The sequence below is a fragment of the Rhodoferax sp. GT1R46 genome (assembly GCF_056521285.1).
Genome location: NZ_JBWMBC010000009.1, coordinates 98,896 through 115,226, shown reverse-complemented (window position 1 = coordinate 115,226; position 16,331 = coordinate 98,896). Strand labels below are relative to the sequence as shown.

Here is a 16,331-nt window from a genome sequence, read left to right as displayed (position 1 = left end):
ACAGCGGCGAGAATGAACACCATGGCAATGTACCTTATTGGCGACGTGCAAGGCTGCGATGCGCCCCTGCAACGATTACTCGACACCCTGGATTTCTCCCCCAGCCGTGACACGCTCTACCTGCTGGGCGATCTCGTAAACCGCGGGCCTGCGTCAGCCGCCGTGCTTCGCCGCATGATGGGCTATGGCGATGCCGCGCGTTGTCTGCTGGGCAACCACGACCTGAACCTGCTGGCGATTGCACACGGCGTGCGCAAGCCACACCGCAAAGACACACTGGCGTGCGTACTGGATGCACCCGACCGCGACGCCATGCTGCACTGGCTGCGCCACCAGCGACTGGCCATGCTGCTGCATGACGGAAATAGAGAGCTATTAATGGTCCATGCCGGCGTACTGCCTGCGTGGACAGCTACAAAAACCATAGCACTGGCGCAGGAGATGGAAGCAGTCCTGCAAGGGGGGCAATCGGCTGAGTTCTTCCAGACCATGTACGGCAATGCACCGAATGTCTGGAGCGATGCGCTCACTGGCATGGATCGTATGCGCGTGATTGTGAATGCGCTCACACGGCTACGCTTTTGCACCGCACAGGGTGCCATGGAGTTCGACACCAAAGAAGGCGCAGCGGGGGCGCCTGCTGGCTATTTGCCGTGGTTTGATGTACCTGGGCGCCAAACAGCCGACATTACCGTGGCATTTGGCCACTGGTCCACGCTGGGCTGGCTGGGCCGCTCCGACGTACTGGCACTGGACACCGGCTGCGTCTGGGGTGGCTCCTTGAGCGCACTCAAACTGGGCAACCCGGGTGCTGCCCGGGCCGATCAACTCATTCAGGTGCCATGCGAGGCTGCGCAGCAGCCAGGCAAATCACTGTGACTTGAAAAGAGCCGCGACGTTGCGTTTGGGCTTGATATTGGCCGAAATGCTGCGTGCGGCAGGCCGTTCGCTGGCCTCCCATGAAGGCGTTGTCACTTGCGCAGCGGGAGCTACAGCTTCATAGGGCTTGTCAAAGAACGGATCACGCGATGCCTGTGCGGGGCGTGCTGCGTAGTCATTGCGAGGCGGACGTGGGGCCCGGCTTGACGGGTAGGTGTCCTCACGCGACCCGCGCCGGTGGTCGCCACGGGGGGCACCGCGCCCATTGTCTCCGCCGGCATTGCCTGCACTATTGGCCCCCTCTTCCGCATACATGCGCCGACCATCGTTGATGCGGCCTTGTTTGCGGATGTTCGGGCTGTCTTCATCGTATTCCACGGCTTCCAGCTCGATCTTGGTCTTGATGAGTTTCTCGATATCGCCGACCAGTCGCGCGTCATTGTTGCCACTGACAAAACTGACGGCCAAACCGGAAGCCCCGGCACGGCCCGTGCGACCAATGCGGTGCACATAGTCTTCGGCATTGAAGGGGATATCGAAGTTGAACACCGCAGGCACATCTTTGATGTCCAGGCCACGGGCAGCCACATCGGTACACACCAGCAGATCGACTTCGCCTTTTTTGAAGGATTCCAGCGCCTTCAGGCGCTCGTCCTGGCTCTTGTCGCCGTGCAGCGCAGTCGTTTTCAGACCTTCGTGCTCCAGCGAACGGGCCAGACGGGCGCAGCCGAGCTTGCTGTTGACAAACACAAACGCCTGCTTCATGCCGCGCGTCTTCAGAATCTGGTGCAGTGCGTGGCGCTTTTCGTCTTCTGGAACGCTATAGAAATGTTGCTCTACCGTAGAGGCCGTCGCGTTGGAACGCGCCACTTCAATGGTGACCGGATTTTGCAGATAGCTGCTCGCCAGACGCTTGATTTCAGAAGAGAAAGTAGCCGAAAACAGCAGGGTCGTGCGCTGCTTGGGCAGGTAGGAGAGGATGCGTTGCAGGTCGGGCAAGAACCCGATGTCCAGCATGCGGTCGGCCTCGTCCAGCACCACGTACTCGACCTGGTTGAGCACGGCGTTCTTGGCTTCAATGTGGTCCAGCAGGCGCCCTGGTGTAGCCACCAGCACTTCAACGCCTTTTTTCAGCTCGATCGTCTGGGGCTTCATGTCCATGCCGCCAAACACCACGGCGCTGCGCAGGTTGGTGTACTTGGCATAGAGCTTGATCTGCTGGGCCACCTGATCGGCCAGTTCACGCGTAGGCAACAACACCAGCGCACGCACCGGGTGGCGGGCTGGCGAGGTGGACGCGTTTTCGTGTTGCATCATGCGCTGCAAGAGGGGCAGTGCAAAAGCAGCAGTCTTGCCGGTACCGGTCTGGGCGGCACCCATCACGTCCTTGCCCTGCAAAACGACTGGAATCGCCTGGGCCTGGATAGGGGTCATGGTCTCGTAGCCCATCTCCGCAACGGCGCGGGCCAGAGGGTCTGCAAGCTGCAACTGGGCAAAGGCCATAGGAGGCGTTTGCGCGTTCAACTCATTGGAGTCTTGCGGAGAAACAGAGGGAGTAAGTTCAGTATTCAAGTCGGTCATGCATAGCGAAAAATGGTGCTATCCATCCGATAGCTGATTGCCGCCCAACGCTGGGGGGCAGCCCCGTATTATCCCCTAGTCTCACAATTGACGGGCAGAGAACGTGTCGCAGGCCTTTACGCTGCCATTTTTGATGCCATTGGCGAACCAGCGCTGGCGTTGCGCACTGGTGCCGTGGGTGAAGCTCTCAGGTACCACGGCGCGGCCACTTCCGCGCTGTAAAGCATCATCCCCAATCCTGGCAGCCGCGTTGATGGCTTCCTCCAGATCGCCCTGCTCCAGCAACTGCCGGGCACTTTGGGCGTGATTCGCCCACACCCCGGCAAAACAGTCCGCCTGCAGCTCCAGGCGCACGCTCAGGGCGTTGTATTCAGTGTCGCTCACTCGGCTGCGCATCTGGTCCATCTTGGCGCTGATACCCAGCAGGTTTTGCACGTGGTGCCCCACTTCATGGGCAATCACATACGCCTGGGCAAAATCACCCGGCGCACCGAGTTGGGTCTTGAGGGTTTCGTAAAAGCCCAGGTCGATGTAAACCTTCTGGTCACCCGGGCAATAAAACGGGCCCATGGCCGCCTGGCCTTGGCCGCATGCGGTCGGCGTGGTGCCACGAAACAGCACCAGCTTGGGTTCCTGGTAAGTGGCTCCGCCTTTGGCAAATACGTCTTTCCAGACGTCTTCGGTGTCTGCCAGCACGGTGGAAACAAATTTGGCCATGTGGTCGTCGGCAGGAGGCCGATGCGCGGGCGCTTGCTGCACCTGTGCGGTGGGTGCACCATTTCCGCTGAGCAAACCCAGAATTGTCAAAGGATTTACGCCCAGTACCCATCCACCCAGCAGGGCAATCACGATGGTGCCAATACCAATGCCTCGGCCACCCAGCAAGCCGCCAAGGAGCCCGCCGCCACTGCCACCGCCATCGCGGCGGTCTTCGACGTTGTCAGATTCCCGGTTGCCTTCCCATTTCATGCGATCTCTCCTGGTTTAGCGTTCAGCAGGCGTTACGCCCTGGGCAGCGTGACGCCGACTTGGCCCTGGTACTTGCCGCCACGGTCCTTGTAGCTGACTTCGCAGACGTCGTCCTTGTCGCTTTCAAAGAACAGCACCTGGGCGCAGCCCTCCCCCGCGTAAATCTTGGCGGGTAGCGGCGTGGTGTTGCTGAACTCGAGGGTCACATAGCCCTCCCACTCGGGCTCAAACGGTGTCACATTGACGATGATGCCGCAGCGCGCATAGGTACTCTTACCCAGGCAGATGGTCAGCACATTGCGTGGAATGCGGAAGTATTCCAGTGTGCGCGCCAGAGCAAAGCTGTTGGGCGGGATGATGCAGACGTCGTCATGGAAATCGACAAAGCTTTTTTCGTCGAAGTTCTTGGGGTCCACCACCGTGCTGTGGATGTTGGTGAACACCTTGAACTCGGGGGCGCAGCGGATGTCGTAGCCGTAGCTGCTGGTGCCGTAGCTGATGATTTTTTTGCCTTCGCTCTGGCGAATCTGGCCCGGCTCAAAGGGTTCGATCATGCCGGTCGTTTCGGCCATGTGGCGAATCCACTTGTCGCTTTTGATGCTCATGGGGATACAACTCCTAATTTGGGGGTGATTGTAAGCAGGCGTCATAAGAGAGCCATTTCACATTTGACATCGTTGGTGGGCAGCGGGGCGGGTATGGGGTCCGGCCTCATACTGTCAAAGGCCCAGAAATCGGCCGAACCCCACACCCACTTCGCTGCCGAAAAGAGTGTTGATTCGCCAGGAATTTTGCTACAAAATTAGTAGCTTCCTGCGCAATGAATACGGGGGCTAAGGCCCTAAATGGCTTGGGAAATAACGGTTCGCTCAATCAAGCGGTCATCGCCAATAACAATCAGGGCAAACAGGAGCTCATCGAGACTATTCGCCAATGTGGTCTTGCGTGCCAGCAATGGCGTTGCGTTCGGGTTGAGCACCACAAAGTCGGCCTCGCAGCCCGGCAGCAGGTTGCCCACCACGCCCTCCAGCCCCAAGGCGCGGGCCGCTCCGGCGGTGTGTTGCCACCACAGTTGCTGCGGATTCAAGGACAAACCCTGCTTGGTTTGCCCCTCCCGGCCCACGTAGTAAGCCGCCAGCATGGTCTGAAACGGGCTGAACGAGGTGCCTCCGCCTACGTCGCTGGCCAGACCGTACTGAAAACCCACCCGGTCGGCGCCCGCGTAGTCAAAAAACCCGCTGCCCAGAAACAGGTTGCTGGTCGGGCTGATGGCCGCCGCTGCGCCTGTGTCGCGCATCAGGGCGCGGTCATCGTCGTCAAAGTGGATGCAGTGGGCGTAAATGGCGCGCTCGCGCATCAGCCCAAAGTCATCATAGGTGGCGAGGTAGCTGCGCGACTGGGGAAACAACGCGCGCGCCCAGGCAATTTCGTCCTTGTTCTCGGCCACATGCGATTGAATCCACACCTCCGGATAGCGGGCTGCCAGAAGGCCCGCGCCGCGCAACTGGGCGTCGGTGCTAGTGGGCGCAAAACGCGGGGTGATGGCATAGCCCAGCCGGTCTTTGCCATGCCAGCGCTGGATAAGCGCCTCCGATTCCACCAGGCTGTGTTCGGTCGCATCGGCCCCGCCACCGGGTGCAGCACGGTTCAGCAGGTCCGGTGGCGCGTGGCGGTCCATCAGGACCAGGCCCGTGATCAGCCGCATGTGCTGAGCCTGTGCCTCGGTGAAAAGGGCGTTGACGGATTCGGGATGCGAGGTCGCAAAAGTCAACGCCGTGGTGACGCCATTGCGCAGCAACTCCGCTACAAAAAACGTAGCTGCCTGCGCACTGTATTCGGGGGCTTCAAAGCGTTTTTCCTCTGGAAAGGTGTAATTCTCCAGCCATGGCAGCAGCCCGTCGGCAGGCGACCCGATCACATTGGTTTGGGGGTAGTGAATATGCATATCCACAAAACCGGGCGCGATGATGCGCCCTGGAAAATGCTCCACGGGCACATAGGGGTAGTCAACAATGACCTGGCGATAGGGACCCACGGCTTGCACCACCTGAGTGCCACACTCATCGGCGCCGACCACCAGCAGGCCATCCTCTTCAAACATGGCACGGGCAGGCCCTTCGCTGTGCGGGGCAAACCAGAGAACGGACGCGCGGTAGGCTTTCATCGGCTTATTTTGCCCTGCACGCCTTCTACCAGCCAGTTCATCTCCAGAATCTGCGTATCGCTGAGCGTCTGGCCCTTCTCTATGACCCGATGGCCTTCGTTGTCCCGAATCGGCTGCGATGCGTGAAAGGGATGCAACTTGCCACTGGCAATGTCTTTTTGACGCGCCAGCACTTCGGCTTGCACCACCGTGGGTACCTTGCTGCCAAAGTCACCGACGCGGATCATTCCCTCCTTGACTCCGCCCCAGACCGAACCGCTTTTCCAGGTACCGTTCAGCACGGCTTTCGCACGGCCCGTGTAGTACGCACCCCACTGGTGGGTGACCGCCACGATTTGCGCGTCTGGCGCAATTCTGCGCATGTCGGAGTGGTACGCCACGGCCATCTTGCCGCGCTCTTGGGCAGCCGCCATCACCGCAGTGGAACCGGTGTGAAATGCGATGACGTCCACATCCTGGTTGAACAGGGTCATGGCGGCATCCCGCTCGCGGGCGGGGTCGAACCAGGCGTTGAGCCAGACGACTTTGACTTCGGCTTTCGGGTTAACCGAGCGCATGCCCAGCATGAAGGCGTTGATGCCTTGCAGTACTTCCGGTATTGGGAAACCCGCGACGTATCCCGCCACATTGGTTTGTGTCATGCGCCCCGCAGCAATCCCGGCCAGATAGCGGCCCTCGTAATAGCGCGCATTGGCGACCGCGACGTTGGGAGCCGTCTTGTAACCGGTGATGGACTCGAACTTGACGTCCGGAAACTCCCGCGCCACCTTGAGCGTGGGTTCCATGTAGCCAAAGCTGGGCGTGAAGATGAGCTTGTTGCCCTGGCGAACCAGATCGCGAATCACACGCTCGGCATCCGGCCCCTCCGCCACGTTTTCCACATAGGTGGTCTGCACGGCCTTGCCTAAGGCAGCTTCTACGGCCAGGCGACCCTGCTCATGCTGGCGCACCCAGCCGGCGTCCGTCAGGGGCGCAACATACAGAAACCCCACCTTGAGGGGTTCTGTTCTGGAAGCGTCTATGGATTGGGAAAACGCCGCTGTGGGCGCAAGCGAGAAAGCACAAGCCGCCACTAACGTGGCTGCGAGGTTTTTGTACATGGTAGTCCTCTACATGGCTCCGAAACACAAAAGGCAAGGCCCGCCGGAGCAGCGGGCCTTGGTCCAATTTTAGCGGATATGCCTGGGACGCTTCAGCGCGGTGACTTCGGCATCATCCTGGCTGGGGGCTGCACTTACCCCAAGAGCAGCAGTGGCTCAAGCAAAGGTTTCAAACACCTCATCCAGCCGCTGCAGGTATCGGCTGCGCAAAGTCGCCTCAATAAAGCTGGCATCAAAGCTGTTGCGGGCCAGCTGGTAGGCATGCTGCGACGTCATGCCCAAAGCTGCAAAGGTCTGGGTGAAGTTCTCGTTGATGTAGCCACCGAAGTAGGCGGGGTCATCGGAATTGACCGTAGCCACAATGCCCGCCTCCAGCATGCGCTTGAGGGTGTGCTGGGCCAGCGAAGGAAACACGCGCAGCTTGAGATTGGACAGCGGACACACGGTGAGGGGTATGCGGTCATGGGCCAGGCGCTGCATCAGCGCAGCGTCATGGATGGCCTGCACGCCGTGGTCAATGCGCTCTACTTTCAGCTCGTCCAGTGCACTCCAGATGTAGGCAGGAGGAGCTTCTTCACCGGCATGCGCCACCAATCGGAAGCCCAACTCGCGTGCACGCGAAAATACGCGCGCAAACTTCTCCGGCGGGTGCCCGACTTCGCTGGATGCCAGACCAATCCCCAGAATTTTGTCTCGCAATGGCATGACCTGTTCCAGGCATTCAAACGCCTGTGCTTCACTCAAATGCCGCAGAAAGCACAAGATGAGCGAGGCCGTCATGCCATAGCGCACGGGCGCCTCTTCGCAGGCACGGTACAGACCATTGACCACAGCCTCGGCACTCAACCCATGGCCGGTGTGGGTCTGGGTGTCGAAGAAGATTTCAGTGTGCAGCACGTTGTCCGCCTGCGCACGCCCCATATAGGCGCAGGCCATATCGAAAAAATCCTGCTCGCTCTTGAGCACGGTGGTGCCCGCGTGATAAATATCCAGGAAGCCCTGCAGGTTGTCAAAAACATAGGCCTCGCGCAGGGCATCCACGCTGGGGTAGGCCAGCGGCACCCTGTTGCGCTGGCCCATCGCAAAAATGAGTTCAGGCTCCAGCGAGCCTTCTATGTGCATGTGCAGCTCGGCCTTGGGCATGCGGCGCAATAGCTGGGGCAGACGGTCCGGGGATACAGTCCTTTGGAGTTTTTGCGTTGTTTGGGGGGGGTGATTCACAGGTAGCTCCAGCTAGAAGGTTTTGGCGCCAACCTTACCAGACCCCAACTGCACGCGAGGTCAGTCTTTTTGACGCCGTTGTTGCCAAGCCAGCAGTTCGCCCACAAAGCCCCGTCGAAACGCCACGACGCAGACTACAAAAATCACGCCAATGATCACAGTTACCCAGGAGCCAACCCGGTCGGCCAGATAGTCCTGTAAACCAATGATGGTGAAGGCCCCCAGCACCGGACCGGCAAATGTACCCATGCCGCCCAATAGGGTCATCAACACCACTTCACCCGACAGAGACCAGTGCGCATCGGACAGCGTCGCGAAGCCCAACACCAGCGTTTTGAGCGATCCGGCTAAACCGGCAAGCGCGGTGGACAAAACAAACGCGAGCAACTTGTAACGATCCACGTCGTAACCCAATGAAACCGCGCGGGGCTCGTTTTCACGAATGGCTTTGAGAACTTGCCCGTATGGCGAGTGCACGACCCGGATCACGAAGAGGAATACGGCTACGAACACGGCCAGGACCACAAAGTACATAGCGAGATCGTCGGCCAGGTTGATAACGCCAAACAGCTTGCCGCGCGGGACCCCCTGCAAGCCATCTTCGCCACCAGTAAACGGCACCTGCAGACAAACGAAATAGATCATTTGGGCCATTGCCAGCGTGATCATCGCAAAGTAGATGCCCTGTCGGCGAATGGCGATGAGACCTACTATGAGCCCAAGAAGCCCGGCCACCACCATGCCCGCCAGCACACCCAGCTCGGGTGACAGGCCTGCCGAGCGCACCAGCCAGCCGGTGACATACGCCGCACTGCCAAGGTAGGCTGCATGACCGAACGACAGGAGCCCGGTATACCCCAACAACAAATTGAAGGCACAGGCAAAGATTGCGTAGCACAGCGCCTTCATTAAAAAGACGGGGTAGAGCCCGATAAAAGGCGCAGCCACAAGTACTGCCAGCATCACGCCCCACGTGATCCGTGCCAGCCGCGCTGTTTGGTCGGCTTTGAGCGTCGTACTCATGGAATCATTTCTCCTTGCCGAAAAGTCCGGCGGGCCGAATCATGAGCACGATGGCCATGATCACGAACACAACGATGCTCGACGCCTCCGGGTAGAACACCTTGGTCAGACCTTCAATCACGCCCAAAGACAAGCCGGTGATGATGGAGCCCAGAATGGAACCCATGCCCCCAATCACCACCACCGCAAACACCACAATGATCAGGTTGCTGCCCATCAACGGAGTGATCTGGATAATAGGCGCCGCCAGCACACCCGCCAAAGCTGCAAGTCCTGCCCCCGCCGCGTAAGTCAGCATGACCATCAGCGGAACGTTGATGCCGAAGGCTTGCACCAACGCCGGATTTTCCGTACCCGCCCGCAAGTAAGAACCCAGCCGTGTGCGTTCAATCAGGAACCAGGTCGACAGGCAAATCGCCAGCGACGCCACAACAACCCATGCCCGGTAATTGGGCAACACCATGAAGCCGAGATCCGTCGCACCCTGCAGCAACTCAGGCACCGGATATTGCTGACCAGACACACCGAACTGGTCCCGAAAAATACCCTCTGCAATGAGCGCAAGCCCGAAAGTCAATAGCAGGCCATACAGGGGGTCGAGCGCATACAGCCGTTTGAGCAGCAAGCGCTCCACCACAACACCCAGAGCACCCACCGTCACAGGCGCAATCACCAGCGCAAACCAGTAATTGAGCCCAAACTTCTCCAACAACAACCACGCGACATAGGAGCCCATCATGTAGAGCGCCCCGTGTGCAAAGTTGACGATTCCCAGCAGACCAAAAATGACAGCCAGCCCCAGGCTCAGCATGGCATAGAAGGAACCGTTAACCAGCCCTAACAACAGTTGCCCCAGAAAGGCCTGAATGGGTATGCCGAAAATTTCCATGGAAAGCGGTCAGAGCGAGTGAAGGTGGGTCAGTGGCGCAGCGGATTAGGTTGGCGCTTTATTTCCAAAGCGCGCACTTGGACTCGGCCTTGGTGGTCCAGGCTGCTTCACCTTTAAAGGTTTCAACCACGTTGTAGTAGTCCCATGGCTCGGTCGATTTGTCTGGAGATTTCACCTGCATCAGATACATGTCATGAACCATGCGGCCGTCACCACGAATAAATCCATCTTTGGCAAAGACGTCATTGATTTTGGTTTTCTTCATTTGCACCAAAATCTTGTCTGCATCATCCGAACCCGTTGCCTTCACAGCGTTCAGGTATTGCAGTGTGGCGGAGTAATCACCCGCCTGAATACTCGAAGGCATGCGCTTCATCTTGTCAAAAAACTTGCGGCTCCAGGCGCGCGTCTCGGCATCACGGTTCCAGTACCAGCTATCGGTCAGATACATGCCCTGTGTCGCCTTGAGACCCAGTGAGTGCACATCGTTGATGAACATCAGCAAACCGGCGAGCTTCATGGTCTTGGTGATGCCAAATTCATTGGCCGCCTTGATCGCATTGATGGTATCCCCCCCTGCGTTGGCCAGGCCCAGAATTTGTGCCTTGCTGCTTTGTGCCTGCAGCATGAAGGAAGAGAAATCACTGGCTGACAAGGGGTGCTTCACAGAGCCCACCACGGTTCCGCCGGCCGCCTTGACGACCGTCGAGGCGTCATTCTGGAGCTGCGCTCCAAAGGCGTAATCAGCAGTCAGGAAATACCAGCTCTTGCCACCCGCTTTCACCACGGCATTGCCGGTTCCCTTGGCCAGCGCAACCGTGTCATAGGCCCAGTGCACCGTGTAGGGATTGCACTGCTCGTTGGTCAAGGCAGACGACGCCGCACCGACCGCAATAAACAGCTTCTTCTTTTCAGCTGCAACCTTGGCCATAGCCAGGTTGGTGCCCGAATTGGTACCCCCGATCAGCATGTCTACACCCTGGGTATCGAACCACTCGCGGGCCTTGCCAGCAGCCACATCCGCCTTGTTTTGGTGGTCGGCAAACACCACTTCAATTTTTTTGCCATTGATGGCGCCGCCCATGTCCGCAACGGCCATCTTGATCGCTTCTACGCCGGCCTGTCCATCGATATCGGAATACAGACCGGACATGTCGGTAATGATGCCGATGCGAATCACGTCACCGGAAATTTGGGCGTGGGCGCTTGTGCCCAAAGCCATTGCGCAAGTAAGGCCGCAGGCGGCGGCAATGTTCTTCAATTTCATGCTTTGTCCTTTGAGGTTATAGCTGACGGAAAAAAAGTAAATAAATTCAAACGCCCAGATATTCGCGTAGTCTGTCGAGCTGCCCAGGAAGCTGCGCCTGCGTAAATTCCTGCAGGATCTGGCCATGCTCCATGACGAGAAAGCGATCGGCCAAGGGCGCTGCAAAGCGAAAGTTTTGCTCCACCATCACAATGGTGTAGCCCTGTTTTCGCAGCTGCAAAACCGTTTCGGCCAGCTTTTGCACGATGACCGGTGCCAGCCCTTCCGATATTTCGTCCAGTAGCAGCAACTTGGCGCCGGTGCGAAGAATACGTGCCACCGCGAGCATCTGTTGCTCGCCGCCCGACAAGCGGGTGCCTTGGCTATTGGCTCGCTCCCGCAGGTTCGGAAACATGCCATAAATCTGTTCCACACTCATGCCGCCGGGCGCCAATGTGGGCGGCAACAACAAGTTTTCTTCTGTCGACAGACTGGAGAAAATTCCGCGCTCCTCCGGACAATAGCCAATACCCAGACGCGCTATGCGGTGTTGCGCCATGGTGATGGTCTCGATGCCATGCACCTTGATGGAGCCCTTGCGGCTACCCGTCATACCCATCACTGCGCGCATCGTACTGGTGCGGCCAGCGCCATTGCGCCCCAGCAAGGTCACCACTTCGCCTTCGTTTACATGGAAATTGACACCATGCAGAACATGCGATTCGCCATACCAGGCGTGCAAATCCCGCACTTCCAGAAAAGGAGTAGCCATAGTCAGTGCGCGCCCTTCAATTCGTTCGTCGCGCTGCCCATGTACGCCTCCACTACAGCTGGGTTTTTCGATACCTCGGCATACGTGCCTTCAGCCAAAGTGGCTCCGCGCTGAAGAACCGTGATGGTGTCGGCAATGCTCGACACCACACTCATGTTGTGTTCGACCATCAGCACGGTGCGGTTGGCTGCAACGCGCTTGATCAACTGGCGAATCCGGTCCACATCTTCCAGACCCATCCCTTGCGTGGGCTCGTCGAGCAGCATCAGCTTGGGATCCATCGCCAAGGTGGTGGCAATCTCCAGTGCGCGCTTGCGGCCGTAGCTCAGCTCGACCGCGGTCAGCGCAGCGAACTGTTCCAAATCAACAGCCCGCAATAACTCGCGGGCCTGGTCGTCCAGATGGTGCAATGAACGCTCCGTTTTCCAGAAATGAAACGAAGTACCCAGATTCCGTTGTAAAGCCACCCGAACGTTTTCAAGCACGCTCAAATGGGGGAAAACCGCAGAAATCTGGAATGATCGCACTACGCCGCGTCGCGCGATGTGCGCGGAGGAGTCACCAGTGATATCCGCACCATCGAACAGAATTTGTCCGGACGTTGGCTTCAGGAATTTGGTAAGCAGATTGAAGCAGGTTGTTTTGCCAGCGCCGTTGGGGCCGATCAATGCATGAATGCTTCCACGCTCAACCCGTAAATCGACTTTGTCGACGGCCACGAAGCCCTTGAATTCTTTGGTCAGCTGTCTGGTTTCCAGAATGCAATCCACTGCGTTGTAACTCCTGAATGTGTTAACTGATTAGACAACGGAACTGCCGCTGCATCTGAATTACTACGTTGGGGTTTACCCCAAATCACCGATTTGGCATCAGGGACCACGACGCTATGTACCTCAGCGCACAGACATCCATCAACCGCTCAGCCACATTCACCTGCAAGGCACGTAAAGCATCGTGCTGCTGTTTAAAAACCAAGGAGATACGAATGAAGATAAAAACCGCGATATCCATCGTCGCTGCCATGTGCCTGTTGGCAGGCGCCTCCGCGTTTGCGAAGGACAATGGGAATGAAAAGCATTGGAAGGAAGACAAACACAACCAGCATGACCGGGGACATGGACGAGACAAACACCAGGATCGCGCGGATGACCGCCGGGGATATGAAGCGCGTGGCGCGGGACCGGAGCACGATCTGCGCCGGGGCAATCGACTGCCCTACGCTTACCGCAGCTACCAATATGTAGTGGAAGACTGGCGTGGCCACCGACTGAGCGCACCTCCGCGTGGCTATCACTGGGTTCAAACCGGTGGCGACTATGTCCTGGTCGCCATTGGTACCGGCATCATCTTTCAGATTTTTCTGAACTAGGCGCCTGCCCGCACCTGCAAAAAAGATCGGGCAAACTAGTGGCACCATGAACCCACTGGAACCCAGCCTGCAGCGTTTCACCAATCCATTGGCGACCTACTTCGCCGCGACACGGCCGGCCTTTCTCAGCGTCACGTTTGCTGGCGCCGTGATTGGCTTGGGCACTGCGCGCGCTGACGGACTGACGATCGACGTGGCAAAGGCGGTCTTGACGGTCTTTTTTGCATTGATAGCCCATGCCGGCGCCAACGTGGTCAACGACTACTACGATGCACTGAGCGGTACCGATGCCAACAATCAAACTCGGCTATTTCCCTTCACTGGCGGCAGCCGATTCATCCAGAATGGGGTTCTAAGCCTGCGCGAAACACGGCGTTTCGGCTACGCCCTGCTGGCAGCGGTCATTCCAGCCGGACTGTGGTTGACGGCACAGTCCGCCCCTGGACTGATCCTGATAGGACTGGCAGGGTTACTGGTTGCATGGGCGTATTCCGCGCCGCCACTGCAACTGATGGCGCGCGGCGTGGGTGAACTGGCTATTGTGTGCGGCTGGATGCTGGTGGTGCTGGGCACTGATTTCGTCCAGCGTGGAGCGTTTGCTGCACTTCCACTGGTAGCAAGCCTACCCTTTGCGCTTCTCGTGGCCGCCATTCTTTTCCTCAACCAGTTTCCCGACATCCAGGCTGATGCAGCGGCTGGAAAACGCACCCTGGTCGTTCGCCTGGGTGCGCAGAAGGCTCGCTGGGGCTATTTGGGGATGACCGCTACCGCCTATCTCTGGCTGGCATTGGCCGTTACAACGGGCGCACTGCCGTCGCTGTGCGCCTTGGGCTTGCTACCTGCTGCTCTGTCATTCATGGCGAGCCGAACTTTGCTGCAACAGGCTGCCTCGCCGGCGCAACTGGCTCCCGCCATCAAAGCCACCATAGCGGCGGCCAATATCAATGGTCTGTTGATTGCCATCGCACTGGCACTGAGCCGGCATTGAGTCATTGAAATCACCTTGAAGAATTGATCCTGATTGATTGCAAGATTGGATAACGAGTGTTATCCTATTGACGAGCCCTCTTGCCATCAAGTCAATTTTTCGAGTTCAGTGATGCGTTACTCCCAGGAATACAAAGATTCAGCCAGACTACGCCTCGTTGCCGCAGGCGGTAGCCATGCCAAGCAATATGGTTTTGGTGATAGTGGAATGTCGGAGTTGGCTGCTGCAGCCGGCGTCACGACCGGCTCGCTTTACAAGCACTTCGGCGGCAAGGCTGATCTGTTTGCTTCGCTGATTTCAGCCGAGCTCAAACGCACAGCGCAGATGTACGACGCTATCGAGCCCACGGACCGCGCCGGTGCCGTCAAGTCGATGAACGCTTACCTGAGTCTCCGGCACGTCAAACATCCAGAACAGGGTTGCCTGCTGCCGTCTTTGACGCCGGAGGTTGCTAGGGCCGACCCGTCCGTGCGCGACGTGTTTCAACAAGGCATGCAGGAAGTTCACGCGAGCCTCGAAAGACTGACAGGATCGTCAGATGGTGCCTGGACCCTGATCGCCCAAAACGTAGGCGCGGTCATGATCGCGCGTGCGCTGTCCGATGAAAAGTTGCAGCGCGAACTGCTGACTGCACTGCGCCGTTCCGCGGAGCGGCTGCTGAACGATCCATCGGGTGTCCACCCTGGACACCACGCTTAGAAAACCCACTTCAATCAAGGAGTCAATTTCATGGAACCCAAAAAGGCCATCCTGGTCATCGGTGCCGGGGACGCTACCGGCGGTGCCATTGCCCGACGCTTTGCCCGCGAGGGCTACATCGCCTGCGTGACGCGGCGCAACGCCGACAAGCTGGAGCCCCTGGTGGCGCAAATCCGCGGCGAGGGCGGCGTGGCGGTTGCCTTTGGGAGTGATGCCCGCAAGGAAGACGACATGGTGTCGCTGATCGAACAAATTGAACGCGACATCGCTCCCATCGAAGTGGCCGTCTTCAACATCGGCGCCAACGTCCGCTTTGGCATTACGGAGACCACCGCGCGCGTGTACCAAAAAGTGTGGGAGATGGCGTGCTTCGGGGGATTCCTCATGGGGCGTGAAGCCACCAAGGTGATGTTGCCCCGTGGTCGGGGCACCATCATCTTTACCGGCGCAACCGCGAGCTTGCGCGGCCGCGAGGGCTTTGCGGCCTTTGCCGGAGCCAAGCACGCTTTGCGCGCATTGGCACAGAGCATGGCGCGGGAGTTGTGGCCCAAGGGTATTCATGTGGCGCACCCAGTCATAGACGGCTCCATTGACACGGAGTTCATCCGCAGCAATTTCCCGGAGAAATACGCGCAAAAAGAAAATGAAGGCATCCTGAATCCAGACCACATTGCCGAGGCCTATTGGCAGATTCACCAGCAACCGCGTGACGCCTGGACGCATGAAACGGAATTGCGCCCCTGGAATGAGCCTTGGTAAGCAACTCAAGCGCCCAACGACCTTGTTTCAACCACTCCCATGGAGACACCCATGAATGCATCGGTTCAATTTCTATTCGACTTCGGCAGTCCCAATGCCTACCTGTGCCACAAAGTGCTGCCCGCCTTGGAGCAGCGCACGGGCGTGGCGGTTCAATACGTTCCGGTCCTCCTGGGTGGTTTGTTCAAGCTAAGCAACAACCGGTCTCCTGCGGAGACGACCGCGGACATTCCCAACAAGCGCGCCTACGACATGCTGGAGATGAAGCGATTCATGAACAAACATGGAATCACCGCATTCAAGTTCAACCCCTTCTTTCCCGTCAACACACTGTCCATCATGCGTGGCGCGGTAGCAGCGGAATCGCTGGGTTGCTTCGCACCCTATGTGAATGCCATGTATGCGGCGATGTGGGAGCAGGGGCGCAACCTCAATGAAGCAGGCGAGATACAGGCCGTTCTACAGAACGCGGGACTGGACGCAAAGACGCTGCTGGAACGGTCCCAAGACCCTGGAATCAAGGCGAAACTGATGGCCAACACGCAGAATGCTTTCGAGCGCGGTGCATTTGGATCGCCGACGTTCTTTGTGGGTGACGAGATGTACTTCGGCAAGGATCGCCTTCTGGACCTTGAATTGCAAATCGCCGAACAACGGGCTCAAAAATAAATA

General features: G+C 58.3%; 17 protein-coding genes. 6 read left to right on the top strand and 11 right to left on the bottom strand.

Translation table 11 applies throughout. From position 1 onward, the window contains the following. Window positions 1–21: 21 nt before the first annotated feature. Window positions 22–879, top strand: a complete 858-nt coding sequence (locus AC097W_RS17830) for a symmetrical bis(5'-nucleosyl)-tetraphosphatase (RefSeq protein ID WP_479604046.1) — start codon at window positions 22–24, stop codon at window positions 877–879. Here AC097W_RS17830 and AC097W_RS17825 read toward each other — a convergent pair. From AC097W_RS17825 to AC097W_RS17775, 11 genes are all read right to left on the bottom strand, one after another. After that, window positions 871–2,382 carry a DEAD/DEAH box helicase gene (locus AC097W_RS17825; RefSeq protein WP_479604045.1) on the bottom strand — a complete coding sequence of 504 codons (1,512 nt, stop codon included), beginning with the start codon at window positions 2,380–2,382 and terminating at the stop codon, window positions 871–873. The genes AC097W_RS17830 and AC097W_RS17825 overlap by 9 nt on opposite strands. Window positions 2,383–2,541: 159 nt before the next feature. Continuing rightward, window positions 2,542–3,429 carry a KPN_02809 family neutral zinc metallopeptidase gene (gene ypfJ, locus AC097W_RS17820; protein ID WP_479603977.1) on the bottom strand — a complete coding sequence of 296 codons (888 nt, stop codon included), beginning with the start codon at window positions 3,427–3,429 and terminating at the stop codon, window positions 2,542–2,544. Between the two features lie 32 nt (window positions 3,430–3,461). Then, complete coding sequence (gene dcd / locus AC097W_RS17815) at window positions 3,462–4,034, bottom strand: dCTP deaminase (protein WP_479603976.1); 573 nt, start codon at window positions 4,032–4,034, stop codon at window positions 3,462–3,464. 236 nt (window positions 4,035–4,270) lie between these two features. Further along, window positions 4,271–5,593 (bottom strand): guanine deaminase, encoded by a 1,323-nt coding sequence (guaD, locus tag AC097W_RS17810; RefSeq protein WP_479603975.1) that lies wholly within the window; start codon window positions 5,591–5,593, stop codon window positions 4,271–4,273. Next, on the bottom strand, window positions 5,590–6,693 hold the full coding sequence (locus tag AC097W_RS17805; RefSeq protein ID WP_479603974.1) for a BMP family ABC transporter substrate-binding protein: 1,104 nt from the start codon (window positions 6,691–6,693) through the stop codon (window positions 5,590–5,592). Before AC097W_RS17805 ends, guaD begins: the two co-directional genes overlap by 4 nt. Before the next feature lie 156 nt (window positions 6,694–6,849). Continuing rightward, entirely contained in the window at window positions 6,850–7,914 is a 1,065-nt protein-coding gene (locus tag AC097W_RS17800) for an adenosine deaminase (RefSeq protein WP_479603973.1), read from the bottom strand. A 60-nt stretch (window positions 7,915–7,974) separates the two neighbouring features. Then, a complete protein-coding gene (locus tag AC097W_RS17795; protein ID WP_479603972.1) occupies window positions 7,975–8,937 on the bottom strand; it encodes a branched-chain amino acid ABC transporter permease in 963 nt (320 codons plus the stop codon). Between the two features lie 4 nt (window positions 8,938–8,941). Further along, entirely contained in the window at window positions 8,942–9,826 is an 885-nt protein-coding gene (locus AC097W_RS17790) for a branched-chain amino acid ABC transporter permease (protein WP_479603971.1), read from the bottom strand. A 58-nt stretch (window positions 9,827–9,884) separates the two neighbouring features. Further along, window positions 9,885–11,093 (bottom strand): ABC transporter substrate-binding protein, encoded by a 1,209-nt coding sequence (locus AC097W_RS17785; protein WP_479603970.1) that lies wholly within the window; start codon window positions 11,091–11,093, stop codon window positions 9,885–9,887. A 46-nt stretch (window positions 11,094–11,139) separates the two neighbouring features. After that, on the bottom strand, window positions 11,140–11,844 hold the full coding sequence (locus AC097W_RS17780) for an ABC transporter ATP-binding protein (protein ID WP_479603969.1): 705 nt from the start codon (window positions 11,842–11,844) through the stop codon (window positions 11,140–11,142). A gap of 2 nt (window positions 11,845–11,846) precedes the next feature. Next, window positions 11,847–12,614, bottom strand: a complete 768-nt coding sequence (locus tag AC097W_RS17775) for an ABC transporter ATP-binding protein (protein WP_479603968.1) — start codon at window positions 12,612–12,614, stop codon at window positions 11,847–11,849. Between the two features lie 215 nt (window positions 12,615–12,829). On the opposite strand from AC097W_RS17775, the gene AC097W_RS17770 reads away from it, so the two are divergent. The 5 genes from AC097W_RS17770 to AC097W_RS17750 all read left to right on the top strand — a co-directional run bounded on the left by AC097W_RS17770 (window position 12,830) and on the right by AC097W_RS17750 (window position 16,328). Further along, the gene (locus AC097W_RS17770; protein ID WP_479603967.1) at window positions 12,830–13,213 is read left to right on the top strand and encodes an RcnB family protein; all 384 of its coding nucleotides are present in this window, start codon (window positions 12,830–12,832) and stop codon (window positions 13,211–13,213) included. A gap of 46 nt (window positions 13,214–13,259) precedes the next feature. Further along, window positions 13,260–14,201: a UbiA family prenyltransferase gene (locus tag AC097W_RS17765; protein ID WP_479603966.1), complete on the top strand. Its 942-nt coding sequence runs from the start codon at window positions 13,260–13,262 to the stop codon at window positions 14,199–14,201. A 111-nt stretch (window positions 14,202–14,312) separates the two neighbouring features. Continuing rightward, on the top strand, window positions 14,313–14,900 hold the full coding sequence (locus tag AC097W_RS17760) for a TetR/AcrR family transcriptional regulator (RefSeq protein WP_479603965.1): 588 nt from the start codon (window positions 14,313–14,315) through the stop codon (window positions 14,898–14,900). Between the two features lie 30 nt (window positions 14,901–14,930). Further along, complete coding sequence (locus AC097W_RS17755; RefSeq protein WP_479603964.1) at window positions 14,931–15,659, top strand: SDR family oxidoreductase; 729 nt, start codon at window positions 14,931–14,933, stop codon at window positions 15,657–15,659. Between the two features lie 51 nt (window positions 15,660–15,710). Continuing rightward, window positions 15,711–16,328, top strand: a complete 618-nt coding sequence (locus AC097W_RS17750; RefSeq protein WP_479603963.1) for a DsbA family protein — start codon at window positions 15,711–15,713, stop codon at window positions 16,326–16,328. Window positions 16,329–16,331: the final 3 nt, after the last annotated feature.

What these genes read in the sequence shown, in the direction of transcription:
- AC097W_RS17785 (WP_479603970.1), bottom strand. Translation starts at nt 11,093, where the DNA reads ATGAAATTGAAGAACATTGCCGCCGCCTGCGGCCTTACTTGCGCAATG.
- AC097W_RS17825 (WP_479604045.1), bottom strand. Translation starts at nt 2,382, where the DNA reads ATGGCCTTTGCCCAGTTGCAGCTTGCAGACCCTCTGGCCCGCGCCGTT.
- dcd (WP_479603976.1), bottom strand. Translation starts at nt 4,034, where the DNA reads ATGAGCATCAAAAGCGACAAGTGGATTCGCCACATGGCCGAAACGACC.
- AC097W_RS17780 (WP_479603969.1), bottom strand. Translation starts at nt 11,844, where the DNA reads ATGGCTACTCCTTTTCTGGAAGTGCGGGATTTGCACGCCTGGTATGGC.
- AC097W_RS17765 (WP_479603966.1), top strand. Translation starts at nt 13,260, where the DNA reads ATGAACCCACTGGAACCCAGCCTGCAGCGTTTCACCAATCCATTGGCG.
- AC097W_RS17830 (WP_479604046.1), top strand. Translation starts at nt 22, where the DNA reads ATGGCAATGTACCTTATTGGCGACGTGCAAGGCTGCGATGCGCCCCTG.
- ypfJ (WP_479603977.1), bottom strand. Translation starts at nt 3,429, where the DNA reads ATGAAATGGGAAGGCAACCGGGAATCTGACAACGTCGAAGACCGCCGC.
- AC097W_RS17795 (WP_479603972.1), bottom strand. Translation starts at nt 8,937, where the DNA reads ATGAGTACGACGCTCAAAGCCGACCAAACAGCGCGGCTGGCACGGATC.
- AC097W_RS17770 (WP_479603967.1), top strand. Translation starts at nt 12,830, where the DNA reads ATGAAGATAAAAACCGCGATATCCATCGTCGCTGCCATGTGCCTGTTG.
- AC097W_RS17750 (WP_479603963.1), top strand. Translation starts at nt 15,711, where the DNA reads ATGAATGCATCGGTTCAATTTCTATTCGACTTCGGCAGTCCCAATGCC.
- AC097W_RS17805 (WP_479603974.1), bottom strand. Translation starts at nt 6,693, where the DNA reads ATGTACAAAAACCTCGCAGCCACGTTAGTGGCGGCTTGTGCTTTCTCG.
- guaD (WP_479603975.1), bottom strand. Translation starts at nt 5,593, where the DNA reads ATGAAAGCCTACCGCGCGTCCGTTCTCTGGTTTGCCCCGCACAGCGAA.
- AC097W_RS17755 (WP_479603964.1), top strand. Translation starts at nt 14,931, where the DNA reads ATGGAACCCAAAAAGGCCATCCTGGTCATCGGTGCCGGGGACGCTACC.
- AC097W_RS17760 (WP_479603965.1), top strand. Translation starts at nt 14,313, where the DNA reads ATGCGTTACTCCCAGGAATACAAAGATTCAGCCAGACTACGCCTCGTT.
- AC097W_RS17790 (WP_479603971.1), bottom strand. Translation starts at nt 9,826, where the DNA reads ATGGAAATTTTCGGCATACCCATTCAGGCCTTTCTGGGGCAACTGTTG.